This window comes from Pseudomonas sivasensis (genome assembly GCF_052938085.1).
This window is the reverse complement of record NZ_CP176442.1, coordinates 761,445-776,033: the sequence shown is the minus strand read 5'-3', so window position 1 is coordinate 776,033 and position 14,589 is coordinate 761,445. Positions and strand designations below refer to the sequence as shown.

Below are 14,589 nucleotides of genomic sequence, written 5' to 3'. Positions count from 1 at the left end.
ACGAAGGCGACCCTAGGGTCGCCTTCAATCGTTTTGCAGAGCGAATCTGCATCGATTTTTACTTTTTCTTACGGATGTACAACACGAGATTGTGGTCAACCAAATCGAATCCATGCTCCTCAGCAATCTTATGCTGCAGCGCTTCGATCTCTGGGCTAGTGAACTCGATAACCTCATTGGTATCCAGGTCAACCATATGGTCATGATGACCACCGTCGGCCAATTCGAACACTGCATGACCGCCGTCGAAATTATGACGAACCACCAGCCCTGCGGCTTCAAACTGGGTCAGTACACGGTAAACCGTGGCCAGGCCAACGTCCTCATTAGACTCCATCAGCGCCTTGTAAACATCCTCGGCACTCATGTGGCGCTGCTCAGCAGAATCGAGCATTTGTAGAATCTTGACTCGTGGCAGAGTCACTTTAAGACCGGCTTTGCGTAGTTCGCTATTTTCAACCATGGTTAGCTTTCTCGCGGATGCTGCTTCGCAGCTTCTCTTAATACGGGTATGATCGGCGTTTACGTTGTCCCAGCCAAGATAGTGGAAGTCGCCCACCGATGCAAAACACCAAGCTCTTGCTAACCAGTTTCACCTTTGTGGGACTGCTCGCACTCGCCGGTTGTTCATTCCCCGGGGTTTACAAAATCGACATCCAGCAGGGCAATGTCGTCACGCAGGACATGATAGACCAGTTACGCCCGGGAATGACCCGACGGCAAGTACGGTTTATTATGGGCAACCCCCTGCTGACTGACACTTTCCACGCCGATCGCTGGGATTATCTCTACAGCCTGCAGCCTGGTGGCGGTGAACGCCAACAGGAACGTGTCAGCGTCATTTTCAATGGCAATGACCAGCTTGTCAGCCTGTCGGGTGACTTCATGCCTGGCGTAAGCCGAGATGAAGCCCTGCTAGGTAAAGACAACGGCACCAACGTGACTGCACCTGCGCAGGAAAGCGAGAAGCCGAAATCCGAAGTACCAGCGAAGCCAGGCTCGTTGCTCGACAAGATCCAGAAGGACGTCGACGGAGTGGAAACCGTTCCGGTACCGACGCCTCAGCCACTGGACACCAGCCCGCAGTAACATTGCGGCACCTACAAAAAAGCCCGGCATGCCGGGCTTTTTGTTGCCTGATGATTAGCAATCTTATGAGTTCTGCTGCTTGATCAACGCCGCCTTGGCGGCACGCAGCCTTCGCACCTCTTTAGGGTCGACGAGCAAAGGGCGATAGATCTCAATGCGATCCCCCGATTGCACAACGCGCGCTTCAGCGTCCGCGACAACCTTACCGAATATCCCCAAAGGACAATCAGCCAGATCCAACTCGGGAAACCGCACTGCAATTCCTGACGCCTGCACCGCCCCTCGCAGACTGGTACCCGAAGCCACCGTTAACGCCAGCAAGACCTGCTGATCTACAGCAGCGTATACCACCTCAATCTCAACCATGCAGTTGCTTGGCCCGCTGACAGAACGCATCTACCAGCGTATTGGCCGCCTGATTGAACAATGGCCCCAATGTCGCCCGCACAAGCGGGCCAGCGTAATCAAACGACAGGTCCAAGCTGATCTTGCAGGCCTTGTCGGTCAGCGCCTTGAATACCCAGATACCGTGTAACTGGGTAAAAGGGCCTTCCTGCAGATTCATTTCAATGGACTTGCCCGGCACCAACACATTGCGCGTGACAAAGTGCTGGCCCAGCCCACCTTTCGCCACACCGACACTGGCGACCATGTGCTCATCAGTGCTTTCAAGCACCTCAGCCGTGGAACACCAAGGCAGGAATTCCGGGTAACGCGCCACGTCGTTGACCAGGTCATAGAGCGCCTGCGCCGGATAGGGCAGCAGGGCCGAACGTTGAATATGCGTCGTCATGTGCGCGTTATTTCCACAGCTGAGCGGCAAACATCGCGAAAGAACAGCTCGTTCCGCGAGAGAAAAAAAGCAAAGAACTGCCAGCATTGTCCGGGATTCGACCAACACGCTCAAGCACGTAGGTTGACCGTAGCCGACACGCTCGCAACTCCCTATAATGCCGCCCCTATGGCTAAACAAAAGAAACACCCCACAGGGACCATCGCGCAAAATAAAAAGGCGCGACACGATTACTTCATCGAACATCGGTTCGAGGCTGGTCTGGTCCTGGCCGGCTGGGAAGTAAAAAGTCTGCGTGCCAGCAAGCTGCAACTGGTCGACAGCTACGTATTGCTCAAGGATGGCGAGGCATGGCTGCTGGGCAGTCATATCACCCCGCTGACCACTGCGAGCACCCACGTAATTGCCGACCCGGTGCGCACGCGCAAACTATTGCTCAACGCACGCGAACTGGAAAAGCTCGCCGCTGCCGTGCAGCAGAAAGGCTACGCCTGCATCTGCCTGTCCTGGTACTGGAGCAAGCATCTGGTCAAGTGCGAGATCGCACTGGGCAAGGGCAAGAAGGAATACGACAAGCGTGATACCGAGCGCGAACGCGATTCCAACCGGGAACTGCATCGCGCTGTGCGCAACAAGGGCAAGGAAGAGTAACCCTTGTGACGATGTAGCCTCGGAATAAATCCCCCGGCTACATCCCTTTACGACGCTCCGCTCGCGCCACGCGCTGAACCTCCTGACGCACTTCCGCCAACACTTCCTGCACGTATTCCAAATGACGCGTTGAGACTTCTCGCGCCTGCTCTGCCCGCCCCTCAATAATTGCCAGGTACAACTCCCGATGCTGACTGATCAGCATGTCGCGAGTTTCCGTACGCTGCTGATACATGCCGCCAATATTGGTCACCACGTTACGCTTGAGCAGGTCGAACAGGCCGCGAATGGTGTGCAGCAACACGGCGTTATGACTGGCCTCCGCAATGGCCAGATGAAATCTTGCATCCGCAGCACCCTCCTCGACCCGACTCACTTCATCAACGCGGCCATAGCAATCCTGCAGCGCCTCGAATGCAGCGGTCAGCCGCTCGCGATCGACCTCGGTGGCACGCAACGCAGCGTAATAAGCACAGGATGCTTCGAGGGTCTGGCGGAACTCCAGCAGGTCACGCTGCGCCTCGGGGTTGTTTTCCAACAGGTGTAGCAACGGATCACTGAACGTCGAGCCCAGTGACTCGGCAACATAATTGCCTCCGCCCTGCCGACTCACCAACAACCCCTTGGCCGCCAGTTTCTGAATGGCCTCCCGCAGCGACGGACGCGACACGCCAAACCGCTCAGCCAAAGCGCGCTCAGCCGGCAAGCGCTCACCCGACTTCAGCGTGCCCTCAAGGATCATCCCCTCAAGCTGCTCGACAATATCGTCAGACAAACGGCGCTGACGCACCTGATCAAACCCCATAACTCACTCTCCACCATCCCGACCACTCGCCGGGCCCTCTATTCTGGCCTATCGCCGCCCTTCCAGCACCTATCAGAACAGCTTCGATTCAACCGATCAGATGGTCTTACCCAATGACCTACGACCAAAGTTTCGCGAGCGGCAAATTGACACATCTCCTGAAGGCTTTTAACCTACCCTCCAGCGATTGTAAATTGGTAATACCAATTATCCAGATCGACTAAAAAGTGCCTGACCAACAACAATTAGGGGCCACCCCATATGCAAACCTGGCAACAGCTTTACAGCCCGCTCGGCAGCCTCGGCCTGTCCGCATTGGCCGCCGTTATTCCGATCGTATTTTTCTTCCTGGCCCTGGCCGTGTTTCGCCTCAAAGGCCACGTGGCCGGCAGCATCACGTTGGCGCTGTCGATACTGGTGGCAATCTTTGCCTTCCAGATGCCAGTAGATATGGCGCTGGCCGCTGCTGGCTACGGCTTCGCCTACGGTCTTTGGCCTATTGCCTGGATCATTGTCGCGGCGGTGTTTCTCTACAAACTAACGGTCAAGAGTGGCCAGTTCGAGATCATCCGCAGCTCGGTGCTGTCGATCACCGATGACCAACGCTTACAGGTGCTGCTGATCGGTTTCTGCTTTGGCGCCTTCCTGGAGGGCGCTGCCGGTTTCGGTGCCCCCGTGGCAATTACCGCCGCATTGCTGGTAGGCCTGGGGTTCAACCCGCTGTACGCAGCCGGCTTGTGCCTGATTGCCAACACCGCGCCCGTTGCCTTTGGCGCCCTGGGGATTCCGATCATCGTTGCCGGGCAAGTGACCGGTATCGATGCCTTCAAGATCGGCGCCATGACCGGACGCCAGTTGCCCTTGTTGTCGCTGTTCGTGCCGTTTTGGCTGGTATTTATGATGGATGGCCTGCGCGGTGTGCGCGAAACCTGGCCGGCTGCGCTGGTCGCTGGCTTGAGCTTTGCCATCACTCAATACTTCACGTCCAACTTCATCGGCCCGGAACTGCCGGACATCACCTCGGCTTTGGCCAGCCTGATTTCCCTGACCCTGTTCCTGAAAGTCTGGCAACCCAAGCGCACCGCAGGCGCGCAGATTGCGGGCGCAACCTCCGGCGTAGCCATTACCGCCAGTGTTGGCGGCTTCGGCTTGCCACGCAGCACCGTCGCCTCGCCTTATAGCCTGGGGCAGATCTTCAAGGCTTGGTCGCCATTCCTGATCCTCACCGTGCTGGTCACTATCTGGACGCTCAAACCGTTCAAGGCGATGTTCGCCGCCGGCGGCTCTATGTACAGCTGGGTATTCAACTTCGCGATCCCACACCTGGACCAACTGGTGGTCAAGGTCGCACCCATCGTGACCAACCCGACTGCCATTCCAGCGGTATTCAAGCTGGACCCAATTTCAGCCACTGGTACAGCGATTTTCTTCTCCGCACTGATTTCGATGCTAGTACTGAAGATCAACATCAAGATTGGTCTTACCACTTTAAAAGAGACGTTCTACGAACTGCGCTGGCCAATCTTGTCGATCGGCATGGTGCTGGCCTTTGCCTTCGTCACCAACTACTCCGGCATGTCGTCGACCATGGCGCTGGTATTGGCTGGTACCGGTGCAGCCTTCCCGTTCTTCTCGCCGTTCCTTGGCTGGCTGGGCGTTTTCCTGACGGGCTCCGACACTTCGTCCAACGCCCTGTTCAGCTCGCTGCAAGCCACTACAGCGCACCAGATCGGCGTCAACGACACCCTATTGGTAGCCGCGAACACCAGCGGCGGCGTCACCGGCAAAATGATCTCGCCGCAATCGATCGCAGTGGCCTGCGCCGCAACCGGCCTGGTGGGCAAGGAATCCGATCTGTTCCGCTTCACCCTCAAGCACAGCCTCTTCTTCGCCACAATCGTCGGGCTGATCACGCTGGCTCAGGCCTACTGGTTTACCGGCATGCTGGTGCACTAAAGCCACAAGCAATAGGGTAATAGCCGACGCCGGGCGGTAACCTCGGCGTCGGCATTGCGCATTCGTGTCAATACGGCGCCCTGGGGGTGCTGATCCTGGAGGCCCCATGAGTCTGCCTGCCGCTTTCTTAGCTGACGTCGCACAGCTGATCCCAAAAGATCGGCGTTTCGACGATCCACTTTCCACCCTCGCATTCGGCACCGACGCCAGTTTTTACAGATTGGTCCCACAACTAGTGATCCGCGTGGAGTCGGAAGGTGAAGTGGTAGCTCTGCTGCAACTGGCCCAGCGTGAGCGCGTGCCAGTGACCTTCCGCGCGGCCGGCACCAGTTTGTCCGGTCAAGCGATCAGCGACTCCGTACTGATCGTGCTGGGAGACAATTGGAACGGCCGCGAGATTCGCGGGCACGGGACTCAGATCCGCCTGCAACCCGGCGTAATCGGTGCCCAGGCCAACGCCTGGCTGGCGCCGTTCGGGCGCAAGATCGGCCCGGATCCCGCATCGATCAATGCCTGCAAGATCGGCGGAATCGTCGCCAACAATGCCAGCGGCATGTGCTGCGGCACCGCGCAAAATACCTATCACACCTTGGCTGGCATTCGTCTGGTGCTGGCCGACGGCAGTTGCCTGGACACCGAAGATGCGGCCAGCGTCAGCGCCTTTCGTGAGCGGCACGGCGCGCTGCTTGAACGCCTGGCGACACTGGGTCGCGAGACGCGGGCAAACGCCGAACTCGCCGCGAAAATCCGCCACAAATATCGTCTGAAAAACACCACAGGACTGTCACTCAATGCCCTGGTGGATTTCGATGAACCACTGGATATTCTTAGCCATCTGCTGGTCGGCTCCGAGGGGACGCTGGGCTTTATAAGCGCAGTGACCTACGACACCGTGATCGATCATCCCAACAAAGCCTCGGCATTGATTGTGTTCCCCAATGTGGAGACGTGCTGCAACGCAGTAACCGTGTTGAAAACCCAGCCGGTCTCAGCCGTAGAGCTGCTGGATCGACGCAGCATGCGTTCGGTCCAGAACAAACCCGGCATGCCCGCCTTCGTACAACACCTGTCGGAAAATGCCTGCGCGCTGCTCATCGAATCCCGCGCGGCATCACCTTCTTTGCTGCATGAGCAAATGGCGCTGATCATGGCGTCCCTGGCCGTTTTCCCCGTCGAGAAACAGGTCGATTTCACCGAAGACCCTGTAGAAAACGCCCGACTCTGGGCGATCCGAAAGGACACCTTTCCTGCCGTCGGCGCTGTGCGCAAAACCGGCACCACGGTGATCATCGAAGACGTAACCTTTCCCGTCGAGCAACTCGCCATCGGCGTAAACCGTCTGATCGAACTGTTCGACAAACATCACTACGACGAAGCCATCCTTTTCGGACACGCCCTGGAAGGCAATCTGCACTTTGTGTTCACCCAAGGCTTCAACAGCGCCGAAGAAGTCACACGCTACCAAGCGTTCATGGATGACGTGGCGCAACTGGTGGCCGTCGAGTTCGGCGGCTCACTGAAAGCCGAGCATGGTACCGGACGCAATATGGCGCCATTCGTCGAGTTGGAATGGGGCAGCGATGCTTACCAACTGATGTGGCAGCTCAAGCGCCTGCTCGACCCCAACGGCATTCTCAACCCCGACGTAGTGCTCAGCAACGACCCGCAGATTCACCTCAAGCACCTCAAACCACTGCCTGCAGCCGACGAGCTTGTGGATAAGTGCATCGAGTGCGGCTTCTGCGAGCCTGTGTGCCCCTCAAAAGGCCTGACGTTGAGCCCACGCCAGCGCATCGTGATCTGGCGCGACATTCAGGCGAAGAAACGCGCCGGCGTCGACACCACCGAACTGGAAGCCGCCTACCACTACCAAGGCATCGACACCTGCGCAGCCACCGGGCTATGCGCCCAGCGCTGCCCTGTGGGAATCAATACCGGCGACTTGGTGAAAAAGCTGCGCAGTCGTGACGCCGACCGTACGAAAACAGCCGAATGGCTCGCCACCCATTTCGCCACCGCACTGCAAGGTGCGCGCTTTACCCTGCATGTCGCCAATGGTGCTCGCATGCTGCTCGGCGCTCCTCGCCTGGCGAAGCTGTCTGCCACCGTGACCAAGCTGTCCAAGGGACAAATTCCGCAGTGGAGCAGCGCTATGCCACAGCCGGAAAAGGCGATTCGTTTCAGCCCGGCTGTGACGGATGAGCGGCCTCGAGTGGTCTACCTGGCGGCGTGCGTCTCACGCGCCATGGGCCCGGCGTTCGGCGATAAAGAGCAGATGTCGCTGTACGACAAAACCCGGGGCCTGCTGGAAAAGGCTGGCTACCAAGTCGTCTTTCCCGACAACCAAGACAGCATGTGCTGCGGCCAGCCGTTCGCTTCCAAAGGCTATGCCGAACAGGCAGAGCACAAGCGCCAGGAGTTGATCGGCGCCCTGCTCCATGCCAGCCGCGGCGGCCTCGATCCGATCTATTGCGACACCAGCCCGTGCACCCTACGTCTGGTGCAAGACCTGGGCGAAACCCGCCTGGACCTCTACGACCCAGTACGCTTTATCCGCACGCACCTGATGGACCGCCTTGATTTCATGCCGCAGGAAGCACCGATCGCCGTACACGTCACCTGCAGTACCCAACACCTGGGAGAAAGCCAGGCGCTGATCGACCTAGCGCGTCGCTGCGCCAAAACCGTCGTGATTCCAGAAGGCATCCACTGCTGCGGGTTTGCCGGCGACAAAGGCTTCACCACGCCAGAACTCAATGCCCACTCACTGCGCACCCTCAAGGATGCCGTGCAATATTGCAGCGAAGGCATTTCCACCAGCCGCACCTGCGAAATCGGCTTGAGCCAGCATGGCGGCATTGATTATCACGGGCTGGTGTACCTCGTGGACCGAGTAACCGAGGCCCGCGCCCAATAATCCTGCAAAAAAAACAGAACCCCTGCACGCCAGCGTAGTCACTTGAATAGGCCTCGACGAACGAGGCCAATCAGTGATGTCGCTGGCAGCGCTTGAAGGCCAGCAGCGTCGAGCCCTTTGCGCAAGGAGATACCCTATGAAGCGTTCCGCTCTTGCTGGCTTGTTCGTTACCGCTGCGATGCTGGCGTCCCCGGTCTTCGCGGCCGACAGTGAAAAAGACCTGTGCCAAATCAATATAGACAAAATTAACAACGCCAAAGCGACACTCGCCACCGACACCACCGGCAAGAGTGGGGAAATCGACACGGTTGTCTCCCAAGCCAAGGCATTTCACGCGTCTGGCGATGATAAGCAGTGCATCGAAGTCACCAACAAAACCCTGCAAGACCTGCAAAACAGCAACAAAGGCGGCAAGTAAGCAGTAAGGCCAACCTTCGGGTTGGCCTTCGGTGACCGTATGGCGTACACTGCACAGGCTTGTCACTCACTATGAAACAACGAGTTACAAGCACGGGGCCGTTTAGGATTCGACGCCGGTCGCGAAACTTTAGGTGCATGCCGAGTTGGTAACAGAACTCGTAAATCCACTGTTGCAACTACTTATAGTTGCCAATGACGAAAACTACGGCCAGGAATTCGCTATCGCTGCGTAAGCAGCCTTAGACCTGAGCTTCTGGTACCTTCGGGTCCAGCAATCACCAGGGGATGTCTGTAAACCCAAAGTGATTGTCATATAGAACAGAATCGCCGTGCAGTACGTTGTGGACGAAGCGGCTAAAACTTACACAACTCGCCCAAAGCACCCTGCCAGTCGGGTCGCTGAGGGTTAACTTAATAGACACGGCTAAGCATGTAGTACCGACAGCGGAGTACTGGCGGACGGGGGTTCAAATCCCCCCGGCTCCACCACTTCAACATCTAAAGACGTCCACGGACGTCTTTTTTTGTGCCTAAAATCCAGCAAATACGGGGCTTTCAGGGCCGCCAGCGTCCAAAGACGTCCGATAGAATCTACAACCATTGGTATTCCACATGGTATTCCAAGCCCTTCAGTGGTAATTTTTGGAATACCGAACGATGTCGTGGAATACCTCATGTGCGCCCAAGCCACCCGCCTCTCTGATCGTCAGCTCAAAGCTATCAAGCCGAAAGATAAAGATTACGTCCTCAGCGATGGCGACGGCCTTCAATTGCGAGTGAGAATCAATGGCTCTACACTATGGAACTTCAACTACCGTCATCCGGTAACGAAGAATCGTATCAACATGGGACTCGGCACCTACCCAGAGCTCTCTCTCGCGCAAGCAAGAAAGAAAACGGTCGAAGCCAGAGAACTGCTTGCACAAGCCATCGACCCGAAAGAGCAACGCAATGCGTTGACGCAAACAAAAAAAGCAGCAACTGAGCACACGTTCGAGAACGTAGCTGCTACTTGGTTTGAGCTAAAGCAGGATGTCGTTACACCGGCCTATGCCGAAGACATATGGCGCTCTCTCATCCTGCACGTATTTCCAAAGCTCGGAACTACACCTCTCTCGCGAATCACTGCGCCAATGGTCATCGAATTGCTCCGCCCCTTGGAAGCGAAAGGCAGCTTGGAGACAGTGAAGCGACTGACTCAAAGGCTCAATGAAATCATGATCTATGGCGTGAACTCGGGGGTGATCTTCGCCAATCCTCTCAGCGGCATCCGGGGCGTTTTCAAGAAACCGAAAAAGCAGAACATGGCGGCTCTTCGACCAGAAGAACTGCCAGAACTGATGATTGCAATCGCCAACGCGAGCATCAAAAGGACAACCCGCTGCTTAATCGAATGGCAGCTTCACACCATGACGCGCCCTGCGGAAGCCGCTACAACTTGCTGGGCTGACATCGACCTCGAAAGGAGGATCTGGACAATCCCTGCCGAACGCATGAAAAAGCGACGCCCACACGCCATACCGCTGACCGAGCACGCACTTGCTCTGCTGGAGACCATCAAACCCTATAGCGGCCATCGAGAGTTTGTATTCCCTGCTGACAGAGACCCACGCACTCACTGCAACAGCCAGACAGCCAATATGGCGCTGAAGCGGATGGGCTTCGAAGGGCGCTTGGTAAGTCATGGCATGCGTTCAATGGCGAGCACCATCCTCAACGAGCAGGGCTGGGATCCGGAATTGATAGAAGTCGCACTTGCCCACGTCGATAAAGACGAGGTTCGAAGCGCCTATAACCGAGCGGACTACATCGAGCGCAGACGCCCAATGATGGCCTGGTGGAGCGACCACATTCAGGAAGCCGCTACCGGCAACCTTTCTGTGTCAGCTATCAAAGAAAAACGAGATTCAAAAGTCGTTTCGACACGCTGAACCCAAGGCAGCTATAGGCCGAGAATGTGTAAAAACGCGACGTCCGTTTTGAAATCTGCGCGGCTACTTAAAGTCTGCCAATGTTTGGTTAATTCGCAGAACAGATTTTTACGTAACGGTGCGATTCTTGTTCCGACTCAGATCGACAAACCTGCTTGAAACCGTTTTTACACAGCACCGGCCGGAGCTGTTATTGACCCCCTACAAAAAAATGCTAAATAAAGCCACAATGCGATCAAGAAAAGCCGCGTCTCTATGCGGCTTAACTCAAGTGCTAGAGCTATGAATCGTAGAGTTGTAAATCCCTTGAACCTCCGGACGACGATTGTAGGAGGTATCGGCCACCGTGATTTGGAAGCGCTCGAGGAGATTCCGTACGTACAGATTTGCTTCCATCGCCTGTTGACCGAATTGATGTCCAGACGCCCTGGGCTCAGGGCTGTCTCCGCTCTTGCGGCAGGCGCAGACACAATCTTCGCGCAGTGTGCGAAGAGCCTCTCAATCCCTCTTCAGTCAGTCATTCCGTTCGCTAATTTTGATGCGGACTTTGTGCAACCAGAAGCCAACGCTCGCTACCGCTCACTGCGCAGCAATGCTGCCAGCGAACATCGGCTTAACTTCTCTAAGCGCAACGAAAGGGCATACAAGAAAAGCATGGAATGGGTAGTATTTAGCTCAACCGTGGTGATAGCAGCTTGGGACGGTAGACGCTCCGGCTCCATCGGCGGTACCTGGGAGGCAGTTTCTCTATGTCAAAAAATGGGTAAAGCTTTAATTCATGTCAACACTGCAAATAAGACACTAAGCCTCTATGACGGCCATGGTAGCTCATGTGCAATCCAAAAAGACACAACGATTAGTCAAATAATAAGGTGCTTATAAAATGGATTTTGATCCCAAGAAGGGTTTGTCGAACAAACACATCATCCTTCTACTTTTGCTGATTCTTTGTTTGGCCTTAACGATAACATTGGGGGCTCAATACCTCATCGAGTTAGACCGCATCAGCACCGAAAATAAGGGAGCCACTGCAAAAGATATTTATGAGATCAGTAAGATCGACGCAGAAATCCGTCAAATTCGTAGCGATACCAGCGGCAGTCTTTTCGCTCTCAAAGTCATCGCACTTTTCGTTACAGTAGGCGGCGCTGTTGGCGGCTATTTGATTGGACTGAGCCGCACAACCCAAGCACGGATCAGCTTCGAAGACAGGAAGAATGTTGACGAAGTTTATCAGTCAATCATTCAGGAACTGGCAGACCAGTCTCCTATTCTACGGGCGGCTGCCGCAGTAAAACTTGGCTCCATATTGAAGTCTTTCCCGTCGGAATGGAATGTCAGCGACGCGCGCAAAGCGCAGCTCATGCAGCTCACGAAGCAGGTTCTAGCGGCAGCCTTGTCGATAGAGAAGGATAACAAGGTGCTAAAAACACTGACGATCAACCTAGTACTTTACAAAGATAATCCTTCGGACACTTTGACCAATGTTCAGAGTGTTGATCTTTCAGGAGCGAATGCAAAAGTTGCTTACTGGTCTCGCTGCGATTTCAGCAATGTCGATTTCTACGCCGCAGATCTAGAGGGGGCCTCGTTTCGCAAGTCCAAGCTTAATGGAACACAGTTTCGGGAAACTAAGGCAAACCTAGCAGTTTTCGACGAGGCCGATTGTACTAACGCGAATTTCAAGCTTGCCGACCTACGTGGTGCATCGTTCGAAAAAGCTATCTTGAATGGAGCTAATTTCGACGGGGCGCGGGTGCATTCCGTCTCCCTCCTTGACGCTAGTATCGGAAATAATCCAATCGGCACGGTTGATATATCGATGCAAGGTAATGGAAGCCAAATGGTACCGATCACCCAATGGTTAAACACCGCTTTGAATGCGCGGTGAAAACTGCTTGAATATTAACGAAGCGCTGTTAACGTTGGCTTTCGCAATAGTCTTGTGCATGCTTCGTGGATGATGATATTGGCGCTCTTAAGCGGCAATATCCTCCAATTCCTTTTATCGCAATATGAGGCTGGGAAAATGCTAAAAGAAAATGATATCGATATTGAATCCTATATCAAGGCAATATCCGATAGAAAAATAAGCTACGAAGAAAATGTAGCTTTTATCATGCCGGAAGGCAGCGCTGACGGCGTTGACATCCTGAATGAACATTCGCCCGACTTAAGAAAAGATCTAACAGAGTTTGGTGTTAAGGCGATTGTGGTTAAGGGAGAGGCACATACTTACCAAGCATTAAGAAGTGCCGACATAATTTTGCCTTTGATTTTCGGAATTCCTTTTGCGGTGCTTGCTAACTTCCTAACAGATTGGCTACGACAAAACATAGCAAAAGATAAAACAGTTTCTGTAAAATTTATAAAAAAGGACGGGGAGAATTATAAGGAAATAATTATAGAAGGTTCGGGAGTAGATGTTGAATCAATCATAAACAGCCTAAGGGATCATTAATGAGAGAGGAGGAAGATAATGAGCTGGCCTATGAGGCTAGGCTGATGGCGTTTGGGGAAATCAATTTTTCCAAGATGGCGGAAAATAGCTTCAATGAAGCGCAAAAGATCATTACGGCTTATAACGCAGACGAATTGACAACTTCTGAGACTGAGCTTAGACATGCATTAGAAATGCTTTTGAATGTTTTTTGGATACATAAAGATTTACGTATTCCCATTTCAAAGCAGATGCACTCTATAGGGAAAGTCTTGCATGAAAATTACGGATGCGCATTAGAGTTCGAAAAGGGGTTTTATTTCACAAAATGCCCCAATATTCTTTTGCATCGTGATTTTGGATTTAGCATGCGAGGGTTTGAGAAATATAAATGCTCTATATGCGATATGGACCCCGTAGACTGCGACCATAGGAGTGGACGAAGATATAGTGGTATTGAATGTAAAAAATTTGGTGAGCGCTGCAATATATGCCGTGATGAAAACTCATCATGCGATCACCATTTGGGCGAGATATATGATGACGTGGAAACAGTAAAAATCGTTTACGACATGGAGATAATTACATTCGATGTCGTTAAAGAACCTGATTTTGCAACCTCAAGAGTAACGAAGATACCGTTCTCAAAGCAGCATATAGCTAAGAGCATCAGCGGAGATCCAAATTCTGAGGCCTTTTTGTACGGCAGCACAATACTTAATTGCGATCACTGCATTAGTTGTACGGAGTACGATCCGACTGCGAATGACAAGTCTTGGGTTAATTTATGAAGGTGGCCAGGTCGATTCAATAAACGTTGGCGACTAGCTTGAAGCCGTCAGATGGTCTGCAATTTCGACAGGCTATTTTTTTGCCGTTCACTGCCGGTTATGGGAGCTAGGGGGACAAATCCTTTGCAATTGGCTGGTTAGGTCGATTGCAAATGAGTATTCAAGTCAGTGCTAATGCCCAGGTGTCAGCGGATCTGGTGAAGTGACTCCAGCCTGCGGCGTGTTCGGCTAGCGACCTTTTCTCTGGTTAGCCATCCTTGTCCTTCAAGACGTGAAGGAGTTGTCATGAACAACATCGCAACCTGCAGCCGTCAGCTCTGGAACAAAGGAAAATTGGTCGCGCAGAAAACTCCACTACGACTGAGAGATATCCGGGCCATTGGAGTAATGCTTCAAATTGCAGAAAGAACCCGGGATCTAGCTCTCTTCGATCTGGCCATCGACAGCAAGCTTCGAGCCTGCGATTTAACCAAGCTTCGCGTGTATCGCAGGACGAAGAACCTGCGGGCGGTTCAGCTGCTGCTCGGCCATACGAAGGTTCGATATCTGGGGATTGAGGTCGATGACGCCCTGGAGATGGCGGAACAAACTGAGGTCTGACCTTGCATGGCGACGGTCGAAGTCAGGACGTCGCTAACTGGCCAGTAGCGGTCATCGAGTACCTTGGGATTTTGGACGCTTCAGGGTGCCACAAGCTTGTGATGGCAAACGCGAAGTCGGTAGCGGATGTGCGGATGTGCGGATGTGCGGATCACAGCATGACATCAGCGTATGTCAGCTGCAATTCCGCAGGTGC

The 14,589-nt window shown here is 54.0% G+C and carries 14 protein-coding genes and 1 other RNA gene; 11 read left to right on the top strand and 4 right to left on the bottom strand.

Going from position 1 to position 14,589, the window contains the following annotated elements:
- Positions 1 to 58 precede the first annotated feature (58 nt).
- Entirely contained in the window at positions 59 to 463 is a 405-nt protein-coding gene (gene fur / locus ACKZ62_RS03730) for a ferric iron uptake transcriptional regulator (RefSeq protein ID WP_003194220.1), read from the bottom strand.
- Positions 464 to 561: 98 nt separating this feature from the next.
- Between fur and ACKZ62_RS03725 the strand changes: the two genes are divergently transcribed.
- Complete coding sequence (locus ACKZ62_RS03725) at positions 562 to 1,089, top strand: outer membrane protein assembly factor BamE (protein WP_017528805.1); 528 nt, start codon at positions 562 to 564, stop codon at positions 1,087 to 1,089.
- A 63-nt stretch (positions 1,090 to 1,152) separates the two neighbouring features.
- On the opposite strand, the gene ACKZ62_RS03720 is transcribed toward ACKZ62_RS03725, so the two are convergent.
- Both ACKZ62_RS03720 and ACKZ62_RS03715 read right to left on the bottom strand, forming a co-directional pair.
- Positions 1,153 to 1,455, bottom strand: a complete 303-nt coding sequence (locus ACKZ62_RS03720; protein ID WP_181640507.1) for an RnfH family protein — start codon at positions 1,453 to 1,455, stop codon at positions 1,153 to 1,155.
- A complete protein-coding gene (locus ACKZ62_RS03715) occupies positions 1,448 to 1,882 on the bottom strand; it encodes a type II toxin-antitoxin system RatA family toxin (RefSeq protein WP_032884705.1) in 435 nt (144 codons plus the stop codon). Before ACKZ62_RS03715 ends, ACKZ62_RS03720 begins: the two co-directional genes overlap by 8 nt.
- Before the next feature lie 168 nt (positions 1,883 to 2,050).
- Between ACKZ62_RS03715 and smpB the strand changes: the two genes are divergently transcribed.
- On the top strand, positions 2,051 to 2,533 hold the full coding sequence (gene smpB / locus ACKZ62_RS03710; protein ID WP_003176160.1) for an SsrA-binding protein SmpB: 483 nt from the start codon (positions 2,051 to 2,053) through the stop codon (positions 2,531 to 2,533).
- A 37-nt stretch (positions 2,534 to 2,570) separates the two neighbouring features.
- Here smpB and ACKZ62_RS03705 read toward each other — a convergent pair whose 3' ends face one another.
- Positions 2,571 to 3,338 (bottom strand): FCD domain-containing protein, encoded by a 768-nt coding sequence (locus tag ACKZ62_RS03705; protein ID WP_032884703.1) that lies wholly within the window; start codon positions 3,336 to 3,338, stop codon positions 2,571 to 2,573.
- A 261-nt stretch (positions 3,339 to 3,599) separates the two neighbouring features.
- Here ACKZ62_RS03705 and ACKZ62_RS03700 point away from each other — a divergent pair, with 261 nt between their 5' ends.
- The 9 genes from ACKZ62_RS03700 (at position 3,600) to ACKZ62_RS03660 (ending at position 14,393) form a co-directional block, all read left to right on the top strand.
- Positions 3,600 to 5,294, top strand: coding sequence for a lactate permease LctP family transporter (locus ACKZ62_RS03700; RefSeq protein WP_032884701.1), 1,695 nt, complete (start codon positions 3,600 to 3,602; stop codon positions 5,292 to 5,294).
- A 106-nt stretch (positions 5,295 to 5,400) separates the two neighbouring features.
- A complete protein-coding gene (locus ACKZ62_RS03695; protein ID WP_447096346.1) occupies positions 5,401 to 8,211 on the top strand; it encodes an FAD-binding and (Fe-S)-binding domain-containing protein in 2,811 nt (936 codons plus the stop codon).
- Positions 8,212 to 8,347: 136 nt separating this feature from the next.
- The gene (locus tag ACKZ62_RS03690; protein ID WP_032884699.1) at positions 8,348 to 8,629 is read left to right on the top strand and encodes a PA2433 domain-containing protein; all 282 of its coding nucleotides are present in this window, start codon (positions 8,348 to 8,350) and stop codon (positions 8,627 to 8,629) included.
- A gap of 94 nt (positions 8,630 to 8,723) precedes the next feature.
- Positions 8,724 to 9,120: a transfer-messenger RNA gene (gene ssrA, locus ACKZ62_RS03685) on the top strand.
- A 185-nt stretch (positions 9,121 to 9,305) separates the two neighbouring features.
- A complete protein-coding gene (locus tag ACKZ62_RS03680; RefSeq protein WP_447096345.1) occupies positions 9,306 to 10,562 on the top strand; it encodes an integrase domain-containing protein in 1,257 nt (418 codons plus the stop codon).
- A gap of 883 nt (positions 10,563 to 11,445) precedes the next feature.
- Positions 11,446 to 12,453 carry a pentapeptide repeat-containing protein gene (locus ACKZ62_RS03675; RefSeq protein ID WP_447096344.1) on the top strand — a complete coding sequence of 336 codons (1,008 nt, stop codon included), beginning with the start codon at positions 11,446 to 11,448 and terminating at the stop codon, positions 12,451 to 12,453.
- A gap of 138 nt (positions 12,454 to 12,591) precedes the next feature.
- Complete coding sequence (locus ACKZ62_RS03670; protein ID WP_447096343.1) at positions 12,592 to 13,023, top strand: hypothetical protein; 432 nt, start codon at positions 12,592 to 12,594, stop codon at positions 13,021 to 13,023.
- Entirely contained in the window at positions 13,023 to 13,793 is a 771-nt protein-coding gene (locus ACKZ62_RS03665; protein ID WP_447096342.1) for a hypothetical protein, read from the top strand. Before ACKZ62_RS03670 ends, ACKZ62_RS03665 begins: the two co-directional genes overlap by 1 nt.
- Before the next feature lie 285 nt (positions 13,794 to 14,078).
- The gene (locus ACKZ62_RS03660) at positions 14,079 to 14,393 is read left to right on the top strand and encodes a site-specific integrase (RefSeq protein WP_187515810.1); all 315 of its coding nucleotides are present in this window, start codon (positions 14,079 to 14,081) and stop codon (positions 14,391 to 14,393) included.
- The last annotated feature ends 196 nt before the right edge of the window (positions 14,394 to 14,589 follow it).